Source organism: Pedobacter sp. KBW01, from assembly GCF_003852395.1.
Classification (GTDB): domain Bacteria; phylum Bacteroidota; class Bacteroidia; order Sphingobacteriales; family Sphingobacteriaceae; genus Pedobacter.
The window spans coordinates 405,731-422,928 of sequence record NZ_QAJQ01000007.1; the positions used below are offsets into that span (position 1 = coordinate 405,731).

At 42.4% G+C, this 17,198-nt stretch carries 9 protein-coding genes; all 9 read right to left on the minus strand.

Annotated features, from left to right (window positions below):
• On the minus strand, positions 1-3,090 hold the full coding sequence (locus DBR40_RS08345; RefSeq protein WP_124559280.1) for a SusC/RagA family TonB-linked outer membrane protein: 3,090 nt from the start codon (positions 3,088-3,090) through the stop codon (positions 1-3).
• 26 nt (positions 3,091-3,116) lie between these two features.
• Positions 3,117-4,820, minus strand: a complete 1,704-nt coding sequence (locus tag DBR40_RS08350) for a RagB/SusD family nutrient uptake outer membrane protein (protein WP_124559281.1) — start codon at positions 4,818-4,820, stop codon at positions 3,117-3,119.
• Between the two features lie 4 nt (positions 4,821-4,824).
• Positions 4,825-7,893 carry a SusC/RagA family TonB-linked outer membrane protein gene (locus DBR40_RS08355; protein ID WP_124559282.1) on the minus strand — a complete coding sequence of 1,023 codons (3,069 nt, stop codon included), beginning with the start codon at positions 7,891-7,893 and terminating at the stop codon, positions 4,825-4,827.
• A 269-nt stretch (positions 7,894-8,162) separates the two neighbouring features.
• Entirely contained in the window at positions 8,163-10,004 is a 1,842-nt protein-coding gene (locus tag DBR40_RS08360; protein WP_124559283.1) for a glycoside hydrolase family 35 protein, read from the minus strand.
• Positions 10,005-10,114: 110 nt separating this feature from the next.
• On the minus strand, positions 10,115-11,233 hold the full coding sequence (locus tag DBR40_RS08365; RefSeq protein WP_124559284.1) for a glycoside hydrolase family 43 protein: 1,119 nt from the start codon (positions 11,231-11,233) through the stop codon (positions 10,115-10,117).
• Positions 11,234-11,326: 93 nt separating this feature from the next.
• Positions 11,327-12,574 carry a DUF2264 domain-containing protein gene (locus tag DBR40_RS08370; RefSeq protein WP_124559285.1) on the minus strand — a complete coding sequence of 416 codons (1,248 nt, stop codon included), beginning with the start codon at positions 12,572-12,574 and terminating at the stop codon, positions 11,327-11,329.
• A 12-nt stretch (positions 12,575-12,586) separates the two neighbouring features.
• Positions 12,587-13,720, minus strand: coding sequence for a glycoside hydrolase family 88 protein (locus DBR40_RS08375; RefSeq protein WP_124559286.1), 1,134 nt, complete (start codon positions 13,718-13,720; stop codon positions 12,587-12,589).
• Entirely contained in the window at positions 13,720-15,888 is a 2,169-nt protein-coding gene (locus tag DBR40_RS08380; RefSeq protein WP_124559287.1) for a family 43 glycosylhydrolase, read from the minus strand. Before DBR40_RS08380 ends, DBR40_RS08375 begins: the two co-directional genes overlap by 1 nt.
• 16 nt (positions 15,889-15,904) lie before the next feature.
• Positions 15,905-17,146, minus strand: a complete 1,242-nt coding sequence (locus tag DBR40_RS08385; RefSeq protein ID WP_233603835.1) for a BNR repeat-containing protein — start codon at positions 17,144-17,146, stop codon at positions 15,905-15,907.
• Between the last annotated feature and the right edge of the window lie 52 nt (positions 17,147-17,198).

Genomic DNA, 17,198 nt, shown 5'->3' on the forward strand with positions numbered 1-17,198 from the left:
TCAAAACGTAACACTTAAACCTAAATTGATCATTTTTTGTGGTGGATATTTAATCCGGTCCTGTCCTGAATTAGATTCCGGATCGAACTGGTACCGGGTATTGAGGTTAGACCAGGTAAGCAGGTTATAACCATTGATATAGGTACGGATGCTCTGCACTTTTAACCTTTCGATCAATTTTTTCGGAAGCGCGTAGCTGATCTCCGCATTCTTTAATCGCAGGTAATTACCAGAGATAAACCAGAAGGTAGACGGATAGGCAGATGGACTGCTTAGCCCTGGCGAAAGTGAAAGTAAAGGATATTGGGCTGCATCGCCAATTTCTGGTGTCCACGAATTTTGGTGTACAGAAGTCAGGTTTGAAGAAAAAGCCTGAATGGCCTCTGCCACACCGCGAACATTAAAGTTGGTTGCCGCCTGGAATAACAAGCTAAAACCGAAGTTTTTGTAATTGGCACGCAACTCTAAACCATAATTGGTATTGGGCAGGTTGGGATAACCGTTAATTGACATGTCGTAACCATCAATTTTGCCGTCGTTGTTTAAATCAGCATATTTCAAATCGCCCACCCTTGGGGTAGTTTGCGGTTTCGGACTAGCAGCAATATCGGCAGCCGAAGTATAAAAGCCAATCCACTGGTAGGTTAAAATCTGACCAATGCTGTTGCCGGTAAACTGCTGATACGGATAGGCAGCAAGTGGCTCATCCTGGTAAAGGATTTTGTTTTTGGCCAGCGAGTAGTTCGCGCGTACAGAGAAATCTACACTACCAATTTTATCACGGTAGCTGATTTCGATCTCACCACCCTGATTTTGTACACGGCCTAAGTTTACTGGTGGCAAACCTACGCCAAAAATAGACGAAACAGTTCCCCTACTGGTTAAAATATCGCTCCTTACGTTGTGGAATAAATCGATTGACCCGGTTATTTTACTACCAAAAAGACCAAACTCCATGGCTATATCGGTTTTCTTTTCTTTCTCCCAGGTTACTTCATTATTGCCTAATGTACCTTCTAAAATACCAGTTTGGGTATTATCTGAGTAACCGAAAGAGGCATTGCTACCGTTGTTGTAGTTTTGCTGATAGTAATAGTTGAAGTTATCACCAATACGATCGTTACCCACAACCCCATAAGACCCTCTGAATTTCAGGAAATCCATAAAAGACACATGATCCTTGAAAAATTTCTCGTTCGATACTACCCAACCTGCCGAAGCTGCCGGAAAGAAACCATATTTTTTGGTGCTCACAAAGCGGTCGGAACCATTGTAGGCAGCATTAAACTGGAACAGGTATTTATCTTTATAATCGTAACCTACACGACCAGTGTAACCTTTAAAGTTATTCGGCACAAAGTTGTAAATCGAATTGGAATTGTTTTTTATAACGGTGTTGATATTGGTTAAAGCGGTTCCGTACACGTGGTGACTATTAAAACTCCTATCGTAATTTAACACCACCTGTGTGGTTAAATTGCGGATGGTACTACCCGGACCATAACCGATAAAATATCTTCTTACCCTGTAAATATTCGGATCTCGCGGCTCGTACGAGTTGTTAACAGGGTCGTAAATAAATGAGGGAAACTGATCCCTTGTCATGCTACGTGTATAATCGTAGGTACTGGCATAAGAAAGTACACCTTTAACAGATAAACCTTTGGTAATAAAATCCAATTTCTGATTGGCATTGGCTACCAGGTTCATGTTGTTGCCATATTTACGGTTGTAGCCGTAGTGGGTAATACGTCCAACAATGTTATTCTGGTTATAATTCGGATTCTCATCGCGCTGCCATTTGCTGTAACCGAAACTTCCATCAGGATTATATACCGGATAGTTGAATGGAGCCAGAGAAAGGAAACTCACATAATCGTAAAAGATATCGTTATAGCCGAAAGCACTACCAATGTTGTTGGTATTGGTTACGCCAAGGTTACCATATAAATCGATACGCAGATCGAGCGTTTTGGTAGCTTTAATATCTAAGTTAGAGCGATAATTGTACCTGTTGTAGTAAAAATTAGAGTTCACTCCCTCCTCTTTACCATAGTTGCGCAACATCCCGTCCTGATAAAGGAAACCTGCAGAAACAAAGTATTTTACCTTCTCCGTACCGCCGCTAATATCGAAATTACCCTTAACCTGGTTGCTAAAATCCTTGAACAGGATTTTTTTCCAGTCGTTATTCGGGTGACCATAAGGATCAGATCCGTCCTGGTATTTCTGTAAATCATCGGCAGTAAACCTTGGTGCAAGACCATCGTTAGCACGCGCCTGGTTATATAGCTTTGCTGATTCGTATGCATCCAGAAATTCGGGCATTACAGTTGGCTTCATTACGCTGTACTCGCTCCTGAAAGTAATCTGTGGAACCCCCAATTTTCCCCTCCGGGTAGTTACTACAATTACCCCATTTGCACCTTTAATACCATAAATGGCAGTGGTTGCGGCATCTTTTAAAATACTAATGTTCTCTACCTCATTTGCATCAATAGCTGCAAACTGATCGGGACTGTATTCGATATCATCAACAATGATTAAAGGCGTGGTAGAACCTCCGTTGTAAGAGCTTACCCCCCTGATGAAAAATGTTGCACCATCCGATCCGGGAGCACCCGAACGTTGTTGAGAAAAGAAACCAGGCAAGCGTCCTACCAAAGTATTTTGCAAACTGGCCGATGGATTTTGGCGAATATCTGCACCCGAAATGGTACTCATGGAACCGGTAAGGGTTATTTTTTTCTGTTTACCATAACCAATTACCACTACCTGCTCCAAACCTTGCACATCGTCTTCTAACTGCACGTTAACGGTTTTACGAGTACCTACTGTAACCTCTTTGGGCAGGGCACCCACAAACGAAATTACAATAACCCCGCTTGTACCTTTTAAGCGGATGCTATAATTTCCTTTTGCATCGGTTACCACGCCATTGGTAGGCATTCCTTTTTCTTTTACTGAAGCTCCGGAAATTGGTCCGGTAGCATCGGTTACCACTCCTGATATAACCTGGTTCTGGGCCATTGCTAAATTGCAGGTTAAGAACACCAGTAAAGCCAGTAAGTATTTATATAAATGTTTCATCTGTTTATTTTTTTGAATTACACGATCTACCAACCTTCATTTTGAAGCAACTGACTGTTCTTTGTTGTTTCTGAATAAGGTACAGGCATGTGGTAAAGCTTATTGGTGAAAATGGATGTAACTACCGGAATATTGGTATAGCTCAAACTGTTATCAGCATTTTTGATAATCCTTGTGCCGTTAAGTTGTCCGTTAAGTACAGCCGGTGCAATTTTCCACCTGCGGATATCCCAGAAGCGGTGTTCTTCGAAAGCCAGTTCTACTCTTCTTTCGTTCATGATCAGTGTACGCATATCGGTCTGACTGATGCCAGCGGCAATACCATAACGAGAGTTGGTACCAGGTGTTATACCTGCACGGGTGCGTAACAGTTTAATCTGTGTCACTGCATCTTCGGTACGGCCAAGCTCATTTAGCGCCTCGGCATAATTCAGAATAATTTCTCCATACCTGAAAATGATGAAATTGTGAGATTGGTTGGTATAGGTGCTGTTGGTAGCAAAATTGCCCATAAACTTGCGCAGGTAATATCCGGTGCGGGTTTGTACCGTAGTTCCGCCTGGTTTATCTAAACCGCCTTCGTAAGTTTGTACCGGCCTGTTTAACCAGTTTACACCATTATAAAAAATAGTATAATCGAGGCGCAAATCTCTGCCCGTATAAGGTGCAGCTGCATTGTAACCCGAAGCGGGATCGGTAATTGGCAAACCATTACGCATGGTAAAAGCATTCACTAAATCAACGGTAGGGCTTGTTCTGCCATTACTTAAGGCTGGCGCACCATAACCTGAAGGCGCATTGGTAGTTTCGATGTTCGTATTTGTAGCGCCCTGTTTACTTAAAATAACCTCGGTGTTTTTATTGGTTAAAAAAATGTTGTTAAAAGTACCCTGTAACTGATAATAGCCCAAGCTATTTAATTCAACCGCAGCATCAACCACCTTTTGCCAGCGACTTGCATCCGCTGCTGGGTAACCGGTTAATGCTCTTAAGCTTGCGCTTGTTTCTACCCCACCACCATTATATAGCGGACTGGCAGCGTACAAGTAAGCCCTGCATTTTAAGGCAATTGCAGCCCCTTTCGGAATGCGTCCCCAATCGGAAGTGGTATAATTTGCCCCAGTTTCCAGTCTTAAACTGTCTTTTATCGCATCGCATTCGCTTACAATGTAGTTAATGCAGTCTGCAAAGCTATTTCTTGGCAACTCAAGGTTATCATCGAGGGTAAAAATTTTATCACCAATCAGCGGAACACCTCCGTATCTTTTAACCAATTCGAAATACAATAAGGCCCTGATGTAACGGGCCTCTGCACGCCAGTATTGTTTGGTTAATGCAGCAACCGGTACTACATTAATATTGGCCAGAAAAATATTGGCTCCCCTAATGCCGTTGTAACTGTTTCCCCAATAAGGATCTGGATTATTTAAGGTACTGATGCGGCCATTGGTAAAATATTCTACCTGCGTATTGTTTCTGGATGGAATGGCATCGCCTGATGCAGCATCTAAAAAGTCGCCATCTATCCGGTTAAAGCCGCCTGGAATAAAAGTATATACACTGTTTAGGAAAAAGCCAGCCACAGTTCCGTTTTTATCCTGCGTATCCCATACCAGGTCGGCCTGAATCCAGTCGCGAGGCTCAGTTTCTACCTTTTTACAGGCTGTAATGGCCAAAGCCACCTGCAACCCCATTAAAGCGATGAATATATGTTGTTTAAAATTTTTCATATCCTTAAAATTTAATGTTGATACCCATATTGATCGATCTCTGGATAGGATAGTTTCCGTTGTAAACCTCTGGGTCTACCCTATCGTAAGCAGCAAATGTTAGCAGGTTGGTAGCATTTCCAAATACCCTGATACTTTGCAAGCCGATCCTTTTGGTGAGGCTGTTAGGGATCGTATAACCCACTTCAATATTCTTTAAGCGCAGGTAATTACCCGAGTGCTGCCAAAAAGTAGAAGTAGCCTCGTTATTGATATTGGTACCAATAGATAAGCGTGGCATGGTTGCCGTTGCCGCAGTTTGTGGTGTCCAGCGGTCTAAATTGTGCTCCCAGGCCTGGCCAAAACCATTGTTCTGGAACGCCCATTCGGTATTATTCGACAGGTAAATGGTACGGTTTAAAGCACCTTGCAGCAATGCACTAAAATCAAACCCTTTAAATTGGAAGCCAAGGTTTAATCCATAATAAAAAAGTGGTTTGGTATTACCAATTACAGTTTGGTCTAACTGATTAATAATGCCGTCACCATTTAAATCGCGGTATTTAATATCGCCCGGTTGTGCAGTATAACCTTCCAGTTTAGCACTACCAGCTATTTCTGATGTATTTTGGAACAAACCTTCAGCAATGTAGCCAAAACGCTGTCCAACAGCTTGCCCGGTTCTGGCCATCCATGGGTAAGGCTGGTTCACTTCGTTCTGGTAAAGCACTTTCGATTGTTGTAAACCACCTGTTGCGGCAATGTAATAGCTAAAATCGTTTAGGCTTTGTTGAAAATTCAGTTTAAAATCCCAACCGGTATACCTGCTCTGACCAATGTTTTCTAAAGGGTAACTCTGGCCGATAAGCGCCGAATTTTTACCTCTTTGCATCAGCAAATCGTAGTATTTATCGCGATAGTACTCTACGGTAAAACCTAATTTGTTATCCAAAATAGTTCCCTGCAGGCCTAAATTAAATTTATTGGCTTTTTCCCAGGTAATATTCGGGTTAGCTAAAACCTGCTCGAAAATACTGGTATTCGAACCCGGTGTAGAACCAAAATAAGTAGATGTTCCATCAAAATACCGCTGGATGTAAACAAAATACCCGGGGTTATCGTTACCGGTTTTACCATAAGAACCATATAATTTTAAGGTATTGAGCCACTTGCTGTCTTTTAAAAAGTTTTCTTTATTGATATTCCAGGCTAGGGCAACGGCCGGAAAGAAACCATATTTGTAATCGCCGGCAGGTGGATAATAATTTGAACCATTATAGCCAAAAGCTAACTCAGCCACATATTTTTCATCATAATTATACGACGCTTTTCCTGAAATCCCCTGTACTGTATAAGGCAAATCTGAGCCTGTAAAAGAGTTATCGTGGTTAGCCAATACAACTGCACTTACACCATGTTTATCAAAATTGCGGTCATAACCAAGGCTTAGCTCTTCATAATCTGAATGCCCCTGATAGTTGATACCAGTATAATTGTTCTGAGTACCAATAGTACCGTACTGGGTATAAACTTTAGTTGTTGGGTTATAGAAAAACGAAGCAAAGCTTTTATTCCGGTAGGTATTTTCGGATAAGGTTGCGTAAATAGAAGCCTTTGTTTTTAACCACAAACCTTTGGTTATTTCATCGAAAGTGCGTTTCAAAAACAAATCCGCCGATACATCGCGTTTATAAGTACCAATGTAACCCGAACCTACTGATTGTGCATAGATGTTGTTCTGATAAGACAAGGTGGTAGCATAACTGCCGTTTGGATTAAAAATCGGATAAGCATTGGCAGGAGTAGCATAAATTGAATTTAATATTGCCTGCGAACCATAGCCAGGATCGTTCGAATTGATTAACCGCCCCATCAGGTTAATACCGCCCGAAAGCTTTTTATTGATCTGCAAATCGACATTAGAACGGATAACATAACTTTTAAAGGTATTGTCTGTATCATAAGTGTTGATATCCGATGTGCGGAAAAGGCCATTTTGATTAATATGTTCTACTGCTACAAAATATTTCCCGAAATCGTTACCCCCAGCCACGTTTAAAGTGTAATGGTTGAATCGCGATGTTGGCTTCGTAACCAGATCATTCCAGTTTACATCCGGATGTCCCTGCGGATCGCTACCGTTTTGGTAAGCCTGCAAATCGGCTGCAGTGTAAGCCGGGGCCAGTCCGTCGTTAACTCTGGCTTCGTTATTAAGTGTAGCGTACTGAAAGGCATTTAAACCCCGTGGTACTTTTAGCGATTTCAGAAAGGCTGTTTGCGCAGTAAACGAAATGGTTTGTTTGGCCTTGGTGCCTCTTCTGGTGGTAATCAGAATAGCCCCGCTAGCTCCTTTTACACCAAGCATGGCTGTAGAAACCGCATCTTTTAATACCGTTACCGATTCGATTTCTTCCATATTGAAAATGGTTAACGGCCTTGGTATTCCATCAACAATTACAACCGGGTTTTGCCCCCTTAACGACATAGTTACAGCATCAGAACCGAGTGAGCCTAAAGAAATCAGCGCTGCTGTTCCATCGGTACGGCCTTCAGAACCTAACCTGCCTGAGTTTTGATTGGTAAACATCCCCGATAAACGGCCTGTAATAGCGGCTTTAACAGAGGTTACCGGTGATTTGGTGAGGTCTGAACCATACACCACATCTGTTGCCATGGTTGATAAGGTAGACTTAACTGTTTGATCGAAAAGTGTTCTTACTGGTCTAAGTGCAGCCACTCCAGGATTTTTGCTACTCACCATAATCACATTTCTGTCTTTACTCATTTCGGTTTTAAGTACCAGACTTTGCTGTACATAAACCGCTATCACGTCGCCGGCGTCGTAACTCAGCTCGGCAATACCATTGTTATCGGTAATGGCCGTTTTTTTGGTTTTGGTATTTAAAAGTTTTAAACCTGCGATGGGGAATTGATTTTCATCAACCAGGTAAAGGGATGAGCCTGTTTGCAGTGTATCTATATGCTGTTTAAAACCCAGCGCATGTTTGGCATCTACTACAGAAGCCCGAACAGGGATAAGTTTAAGCAGCAATAAAAATACAACCGAAAGTTTCAGTAGTAATTTTTTTTGCATACTAATGGAATGGTTAGATTAATAGTTAGCCGTTCAGGGGAACAGTTTAGTTTACTTTGATTTTTGCGTAAAAGTTAATTCAAAAGATTTTCGGGTAGGATGTAAAAACGTTTCATCTGCTTTGGCTCATATATTTATTATTTGGTAAAAACAAAGTAAGCACTTAGACAGTGCTCTGAATGGGGGTAATACGGTAATAAATAGGGGCTAAATCGTTACTTTTTGTTAAATTTTGGCCTTTAACCCCTATTTTTTGATTTTTTAAACGTTTAATCAACGTTTAATTTTTTAAGCGTGTTTAAGATCGGCTGGTCTATCGCTTTTAAAATTTGCTGATCGGTTTTGAGCAATTCTAAAACGGCTACCTCATTCTTGCCTTTCTTTAACCATTCTCTAGGTACGTACAAAGTTTGTTGCGGACCAATTGCCCAGTACTTGCCCAGGTTATGTCCGTTTATCCAAACCACACCTTTTCCCCAATCGGTCATATCCAGATAAGTATCAGCAACTGCATTAATTGTAAACGATCCTTTTTGTACTGTTGGTCCATTACTGCTTTTTTTGGTAGCAGTAGTACTAGCCTTGAAATTATTGACGTTACTGAAGGGGAAACTATACATCGACCAGCTTTTAACTTCGGCTCCTGCAAAGTTTACCTGTTCGGTAATTCCTTTTTTGTTTTCTAACAGGTACTTGCCAAAGTTTACACGCCCCATGTTTTCTACAAAAATATCGAGCTGTACTTCTCCTGCAGGAAGGCTGATTTCCAACGTATTCTGATTTAACCGGCGATCTAAAAACCCTGCCCTTTTCTGGTTAACAAACACAATGGCATAATCGCGCAGCTGCTTCAGCTCCAGTGCTCCTTTGCGCCCACCCTGGATGGTAGTACGATAAAGCACATAACCATAATCTTGTTTCAGGTCTTCGAAAGTTAAAGGATTAACATTTTTAACCGCAGCTGGTAAGGCATCAAATAAAGCTACCACACTGTTTAATTTAAATGGTGCAATGGCCATGGCGGGTTTTGCTGCCGGTACTGCGGGTAAAGTCTGGCCTTTTGGCAAATGTTTCTCAATTACGCTTCTAAACTGCATAAACTTCTCCGTAGCGTTTCCTGCTTCGTTTAAAGGAGCATCGTAATCATAGCTGCTGGTTTGAGGTTCGTAAGGCGAAATGTCTTTATAATTTGCTCCATTCATGAAATCACGTGTGGTGCCACCATGAAACATGTACATGTTAATGGATATGCCCGCCGCTAAAACCGAATCGAGCTTTTTGGTGTACTGTGCTGCCGGTACCGTGTGGTGTGCTGTTCCCCACCAATCGAACCAGGCCGGATACCATTCTGCAATAAAATAAGGTCCTTTGCCATCGTGGTTTTCATTTACCAGTTTTCTAATTTTTTCGGGATTATCTATACCGTTTACTGCAGGCAATAAACCAGCTAAATGTCCGTCTTTTACATCTGGTGCAGGATCGCAGGTATAGAGCAGCCCATCAAAACCTGCATCTATAAACATTTTACGGTTGATATCCAAGTAATTTTTATCGGCTGCGTACGAACCGTATTCGTTTTCAACCTGTACCATAATGATATTACCACCATGGTTAATCTGCAATGGAGCAAGCTGTTTACCCACCTGCTGGATGTATTTCCGGTACTCTTCGAGGTACTGCATTTCGGTACTTCTTACCACCAGGCCTTTTTCGTTCTGTAACCAGTATGGATAGCCGCCAAATTCCCATTCGGCACATATGTAAGGGCTTGGTCTTAAAATTACCCAAAGTCCCTCCTGCTGCGCAATTTTTACGAACTCTGCAATGTTGTTATTACCGCTAAAATCGAATTTATCTTTCTGTGGCTCGTGCAGGTTCCAGAACACGTAGGTTCCGATGGTATTCAAGCCCATGGCTTTAGCCATTTTCATCCGTTCGCGCCAGGCTTCTTTGGGTACGCGGGGATAATGGAGTTCGCCTGATATAATCTGAAAGGGCTTTCCATCTAGCAAAAAGTCTGATTCGCCTAGTTTAAAGGTATGTTTTGCCTGCTGCGCCGAAGCAGATAGGGAAAAACATATCGCCACCAGCCATAGTAATTTCTTTTTCATCTTGTACATTTTGTTTTTAAGTAATCGGATTTTTTGGGCAAAAAAAATCCCCTTTTGCGCATTTTGCGCAATTCATCATCTTGGTTCTATATTAAAAAATCGGTTTTTTGCTACTTTTTAAACACGCTCAAATCCCACTGATCGAGCCAATTTATTGTGATTTTATCGTTTTCAAATCGAATTGGTAACCATAAATAACGGCCATCAATCGCATTTTTAGGTTCCCATTTATCGGCCATAAATATGAACTCGCCTTTTTTACCCGGTACAGGCAACACATGCGTGCTTTGGCCTCCATAGGTAAGTTTAGCACCCTCGCCCTGGCATGGATTGCCCATGTAGGTCCACGGTCCCCAGATTGAACTGGCCTTAAACCACCTTGCCGGGTTTGGTGCCCAACCAGTACAACCAGAACCAACCATGTAGTACATACCATTTTTCTTAAACAAAGCAGGCGCTTCGGTTTGCTGACCTACATAAATACGGATAAACTTTCCGGTATGGCCTAAATAATCAGGGGTTAATTCTGCCAAATGCAGGGTAAAGTTTTCTTCTGATGAAAAGATGTGATAAGCTTTTCCATCATCATCTACAAAAACAGTCATATCGCGTGCCATTTGTCCACCTGGTAAGTCCCTGCAGAAAAAGCCATCGCTTTTATTGGCGGGTGTTTCGCAATTTACCTTGTCTTTATCGGCAGTTCCTTCGGCATAGAAAGGCATTTTACCCGGATTTGGGCGATAGCTTTTGATAAAAGTATATGGACCTGTAGGACGATCGGCTACAGCTACGCCTGATCTGGCTGCTGCATAACCTTTACCCAAAAGCTCAAGATGAAACCACATCACAAACTTTTTGGTTTTCTTATTGTACACCACTTTTGGTCTCTCCAAAATACAACCTTTGGCAATATCGCTGGTTAAATCCTCAGAAACAGGTAACGCAATACCTTCATCTTTCCAGTTGTATAAATCTTTTGAAGAGTAACAATGCACACCTACCTGCGCGGTGTTCCCTTTTTCTCCTTCAATTTTATGTTCTCCAAACCAGTAATAAACGCCTTTATGCTCTACAATGCCGCCTCCGTGCGCGTTAATGTGCACGCCTTTATCGTCTTTCCAGATTTTACCCGGAGTAAAGGAAGTGTTGGTTTGCTGTGCCCAAACATAACTGTTCAGCATTAAGCTGAAGATCATAAATCCGGCTATAAAATTGATTTTCTTACTCATAATTTTCACCAATATTTTTTTAACGTTATTAAGACGGTAATTTACTTAACATCTATTTGACTTCAATAGGAATACACCAATTAATTTATCCCTTTATTTTAAGCTTGCGCTGTGGTCGTTCTCAAAGTTCTCGCCACTCCATATTTTTTGCGCACTCCATTTGGCAGCAGGCGCCGACCAAAACACGTCAGTTTCGGGTAAACCCAATGGCAAAAAGATATTAGAGGCAATGTAAGGGCTGCCCTGATTATTGTAAAAATCGCCAAGATTGGGCTGATCGCCGTAAAGGCCAATAGTTAACCAGCCATTTTTATAGGTTGAAGGGCTTTCTAAAGTTTTTTTGATTACCGCCGTTAAAGCACAACGTACCTGAGCCGGACTTAATTGTTTTGGCAATACCTTCCTCCAGGCCATATCGGCCAAATGGTGAAATGCTGCACCACGGTAAACGATAGAGCGCCCGGTGGCAGGATAAGTACCATCTGCATTAATTAAACGCTCCTGAATAATGGCGTAACGTTCGTTGCGCTTTTTAATTTTGTCGAACATTTCTTTGTAAGCATTCGTTTTCGCGCCGATAATATCAACAAGGGTGGCTAAATACGGGTGAATTACGTAACTGTTGTAATAATCGAAGGCGAAAGAGGTACCATCTGTGTACATGCCATCGCCGGTGTACCATTGCTCCATTTGTTGCAGGGCATAATCTACCCGCATAGGATCCCAGCTGTAACCAAATTTGGCTAAAAAGGCTTCGTTCATGGCCGAAAACAGCAACCAGTTAGAGAAAACGGGTTTAAAACGTCTGGTAGTCACGATGGATTTCATCATCAGCTCCTGGTTTTTCTTATCCAGGTTTTCCCATAGCCAGTGCGCGCGTACCAGTGCAAAAGCTACATAAGAAGCATCTACAAGTTGTTGGCCGCCAATATCGAAATTCATAAAATCTTTGGCGTTCGAATCTAAAGCGTTTTTTAAACCCTGAATAGCCCATTCGCGGTATTGTTTACGGAGGGCTACTTCTGCAGCCGAACCTCCTTCCAATTGTAACCAGGGGGCAATACCACTCAAAACGCGACCTAAAACTTCTACGTATTGTACTTTAATGCGGTGTTCCTTGTTATCAATGTGCACCGAAGTAACTTTAGGCATGGCAATGCGCAGACTATCTTTGGCCAAGTTGTACAACACCGGACGTACCATTTTATCCATTTGCTGCAACCAGAACTGCCTGTCGGTTAATACTTCGGCTTTTGCACTTTTGGCCTTCTTTTGCGCCATTAAAGGTGCGCCAAGTACGATAAGGAGTGTAAAGGTTAATGCTATATTTTTGAATTTCATTTCTAATAAAACTTATTTGTTGTTTGATAAATAACGGTACATTTCGCAACCGGCCAATAAAAATGCCCCTACACCGAAATTGGCAGTAGAATTGGCATCAACTACCTGCCCCGGAATAGCTTTTTCGCCAATGGGTTGTACATAGCCCAGCTTACCGTCTTGTTGTAAAGCTGTTTGGGTAAGGTAATTCCAGCCTTTTTGGGCAGCCGGTAAATAGGTTCTCTCTTTTAAATAGCCATTGTTAACTCCCCAAAGCAAACCATAGGTAAAAAATGCAGTCCCACTGGTTTCAGGGCCGGGTGCATGCATTGCATCGAGGATACTGCGCGTCCAGTAACCTTCAGCCTGCTGACTTTTAATAATGGCTTTGGCCATGTTTTTATATTTGGTAACATATTCGGCACGGTGCGGATCGTTTGCAGGCAGGTCTTTCAATATCTTGGCCAAACCGGCAAACACCCAGCCATCGCCCCTGGCCCAGAAATCTTTTTTACCGTTTACACTTTTGTGTTGCGGGTAAACATATTTGGCATCGCGGTAATAGAGTTTCTCCTCTTTATCGTACATAATGCTGTTGGCGTAAGTGAAGTACTCGTAAAGCTTATCCGAATATTGTTTGTTGCCCGTAAGCTTGTATAACTTGGTCATTACGGGCATTACCATGTAAAGTCCATCGGCCCACCACCAGTAATCGTTACTGGGCGTGCTCATTTCGTATTCCATTACTTCCTTGGCACGGGCTACTTTATGGGCTTCGGGTTTAATGTGGTACAAATCAATGTAGGTTTGGAAACAAATCTGCCAATCGCCAAAAAGCACATATTCATCTGTTTCGCCGTATTTATATTTCCATTTGGTTTTATCAGTCGATTTTGCGCCCATCCATTGGTTGTATTCTGCCCAATCTTCCGAATATTTCAGATAAATATTATCCTGAGTAAGCGCATAAAGTTCCATATTGCCGGTATGATAGGCTGCGTGATCCCAAAAGGCACGTACCTGTGGCTTATTATTGGCTTGCCAGTATTGGTTGGCGAGGTTAATTTTAGCAAGCACATCGTCTTTGCTTTGTGCGTAACCAGTTATCGAAAGTAAGGCGAGGCAAAGGGCTACAAAAATTGATCTATATAATTTAAACAGGTTCATTATTTTACTGGTTTTATTCCTTTTAAAGTTGGTTCTACGGCTTTAATTGTTCCGTCGGTATTGAATTCAATTTTATCGATGCAAACCTCGCGGTTGTAACCCGCGGCATCGCCCATGGTAATTCCTTTTGGCCTGTTAAAACGGTGGTAAACCATGTACCACTCATCTTTACCCGGCACCTGGATTACGCTGTTGTGCCCGGTGCCATAAATCCCCTTTTCGGGCCTTTTGGATAGAATCAGGTTATCGGTTGGGATAATCATTTTGCCCGCTAAAGAATCGGAATAGCCATAGCGCACGCGGTAATTTTCGCTTCGGGTATCATCTTCCGACCATAGAAAATAATATTTCCCCTTGCGGTAAAAAACCTCGGTTCCTTCGCGGAAGCTGCTGTTAGGCGTAATAATCCTGATGGAAGTGGTATCTACAGAAACCATATCTTCGTTTAGTGGCGCTACAGCCATGTGGCCGTTACCCCAAAACAAATAACTTTTTCCGGTCTTTGGATCGGTAAAAACATCAGGATCAATCTCTTGCCCGCCACGTGTACCTGCAGGTTTTTTCGAAATTAAAGCCTTCCCGCTGTCTTTAAATGGTCCGGCGGGATCATCGGCTACCGCAACCCCTATTTTTTGTGCTGCCGTAAAGTAATAGAAGTATTTATAGCTTCCGTTTATCTTTTTCTCGGTAATGGTGGGTGCCCAGGCATTCTTTTTGGCCCACGAAACATCTTTTTCCAGATCGAGTATCACACCTTCATCTTTCCAGTTGACTAAATCGGCTGATGAAAAAGTTTTAAAATAAGTGCCGCTCCAGCCGGTAAAACCATCACTGGTAGGGTATAAATAGTATTTTTTGTTTTTATTGGAATAGATGATTTCCGGGTCGGCGTAATATCCGTTCAAAACCGGGTTGTGATCTGCTGATACACTAACCGAATAGGTTTCAGGAGCCTTATCCCCTACTTTAACCGTGTACTTCACAGCACCTTTGCTAAAATCGGCGCTACCCGCAGGCGAAACTACAACCCCAAAAGCATTTGAAAACTGTGGATTGAAAGCCTTTAAACTAGTACCCGGCTGAACCGGTAAATAAACTGTTCTGGCAGCCGAATCAACCACGATGTTATTTTGTTTTACAGCTTTGTTTCCGACATGCTGTAATACCGCCGAAGCGTTGTACCATTTGGTTAACAGGCGATTGGCTTCTGATTGCGTAATGGGCAAAACCGTACCATGGCGGGGATGAAAGTCCATGCTGATATCCTGATCAACCACGGTAAAATGTTCCAAATCGGTACTTTTGGTGAATTGATAACGGCCTTTCATGTAAACATCGTACATCAAAATATAGGCATCACCCTGATTGAGTTTAAACACTCCTGCTCCCTCAACCGCTTCGGTAGTTTGTTGTAAATAGTTATCCTGAAGCATATAACCTTCAGTCAACTGATCGGAAACTGCTTTTTTAATACCATTACCGTTCCCTTTGGTTTTAAAGAAAAGATTGTACTTGCCTTTATCGTAAATAATGTCTCCATCAATGCAAGAGCCATTTGTTGGACTGAAAAAAAGCTGTTTAGGCTCGGTTTCAAAATCTGTAAAAGCGGCATTGGCATAGGCGTAATAAATCTTGTCCGGATCGTTGCCGTGCTTCATCGACCAGTACACCATGTATTTCTTCGCTTTGGTGTCGTAAATGGTTTGTGGTGCCCATACGCGCAACAGGTTTTCGTTGTTCGGAAAACGTTGCTGAATATTCACAATACTGGAGGTCCAGTGGATGAGATCAGCTGATTTTAACAGCACCATCGTCCGGTTGGAATTCCATCCTTTCGCCGAAACCATATCGGTAGCCACCATATAAAAGGTTTTGTTATCGGCCCCGCGCAAAATATGCGGATCGCGCACGCCACCTGTGCTGCTGATTTTCTCGGAAGAAATTACAGGATTGTTATGGTTCAAAGCCCTGTAGTGATAGCCATCACTGCTAATGGCAAAACGAATGGCTTCTTCTGCTTTCGAATTGCCTGTGAAATAAGTAAACAGATAGGCGCTGTTTCCGGCTGCATTGGCAGCACTTTTTTTAGTTTGTGCCTGTACACTATTGGCCGAAACCAACAGCGCTATACCGGCCAGGGAAAGATATTTTAAAAGGGGATGTATCATATATGTGTTGACTTCGCTATTTGTTTTTGGGTTTCCAATCTAATACCTGGACGGCGGTTGGTGCCTGATTGGCCCTACCCTCGCCATCAACCTGTGTTACATTTTGTAAAAACAAGCTCAAAGTGCCTTTGCTTTTCCAAAGTTCCGTATCGTAAGTGGGTTCCCAATCGCCCACACTGGTTTCGGTGAGGTCTTTAATTGTCCAGTTGGCTTCACCTAAATTGTTGCTTAAAGCAATTGAAGCTTTATTTCCGCGTTCGACATCTCTAAACAGTAAACCTGCTGCATAATTTTTACCGTTGGGCCAAACTATAATTTGTGGCCGCGAAATGGGAATCTTTTTGGTTCCGCCCCCACTTAAACTAAAGGGCGTTTTCCTAAAATTAAGGTTACTTACTTTCCAGTTTCCTGCCGTTTTAAAAACGAGGTGATATTGTGGGATACTTTCATTAGCTTCGCGCCAGTAACCGGCAATAAATACTTTTCCCTGTGCATCGGCAAACATCGAGGTCTGGTTGATCAGCTCGCTTTTCTGCGGAATCTTAAGTGCATATTCTGCATTGGCGGCTGTAATGGGGAGGGTATATTTTTCATGGGTAGATTTGAACCAGGTAAGGCCGCCATCCGTGGATTTGGCGTAAGCTAAATCGTGGTTACTGGCCACATCCGAACTTTCGCGCCATACCCACGATAAATGAATGGTACCAGCCTGATCTACCGCAACCTGCCAGTAAGCATTACGCTGCCCTTCACCATCAATCATCCCATCTTGTACACGTGTCCATTTTTGAGTTTTTAAACTATAACGGTTAATCATAAGGTTTCCATTGCCCGAGCCCCCATCGCGGTAAAAAAACAACAGATCGCCATTGGCAAGTTTATAAAATTCAGGATAACTCACCTTATTCTCTTTTGCCGAAACCATAGGCGTTTTATCACCCATGGTTAACGAACCTGCTGCTACAGATTTGGCATAGTTTAAATTGTTGTTGTGCTGCCCCCAGGCCAGGTGCAGGAAACCATCACCATCAACCATAATACTAATGGATTTATGGGCATCGGTAGCATCTCCTTTATAAGCAGTTCTCTGTACTTCCCATTTTTGGGTACCTGATTTGCGGCTGGCAAGTACTACATATTGTTCCTGATCGTAATAGGCTGCATACTGCGTATTTTTAAAAGTAACAAGTGCGTTTTTGCGAAAAATAACCGTATTCACTGAATTATTGGCCCAGCCATTAGCGGCAATGGTACTCAACTGCGTTTCTTGTGCAAAACACGTAAAACTTGCAATGAAGCATAAACAGGTA

Coding starts and splice junctions, on each gene's coding strand:
- DBR40_RS08355 (WP_124559282.1), bottom strand. CDS start 7,893: ATGCAAAAAAAATTACTACTGAAACTTTCGGTTGTATTTTTATTGCTG.
- DBR40_RS08360 (WP_124559283.1), bottom strand. CDS start 10,004: ATGAAAAAGAAATTACTATGGCTGGTGGCGATATGTTTTTCCCTATCT.
- DBR40_RS08370 (WP_124559285.1), bottom strand. CDS start 12,574: ATGAAATTCAAAAATATAGCATTAACCTTTACACTCCTTATCGTACTT.
- DBR40_RS08345 (WP_124559280.1), bottom strand. CDS start 3,090: ATGAAACATTTATATAAATACTTACTGGCTTTACTGGTGTTCTTAACC.
- DBR40_RS08375 (WP_124559286.1), bottom strand. CDS start 13,720: ATGAACCTGTTTAAATTATATAGATCAATTTTTGTAGCCCTTTGCCTC.
- DBR40_RS08350 (WP_124559281.1), bottom strand. CDS start 4,820: ATGAAAAATTTTAAACAACATATATTCATCGCTTTAATGGGGTTGCAG.
- DBR40_RS08365 (WP_124559284.1), bottom strand. CDS start 11,233: ATGAGTAAGAAAATCAATTTTATAGCCGGATTTATGATCTTCAGCTTA.
- DBR40_RS08380 (WP_124559287.1), bottom strand. CDS start 15,888: ATGATACATCCCCTTTTAAAATATCTTTCCCTGGCCGGTATAGCGCTG.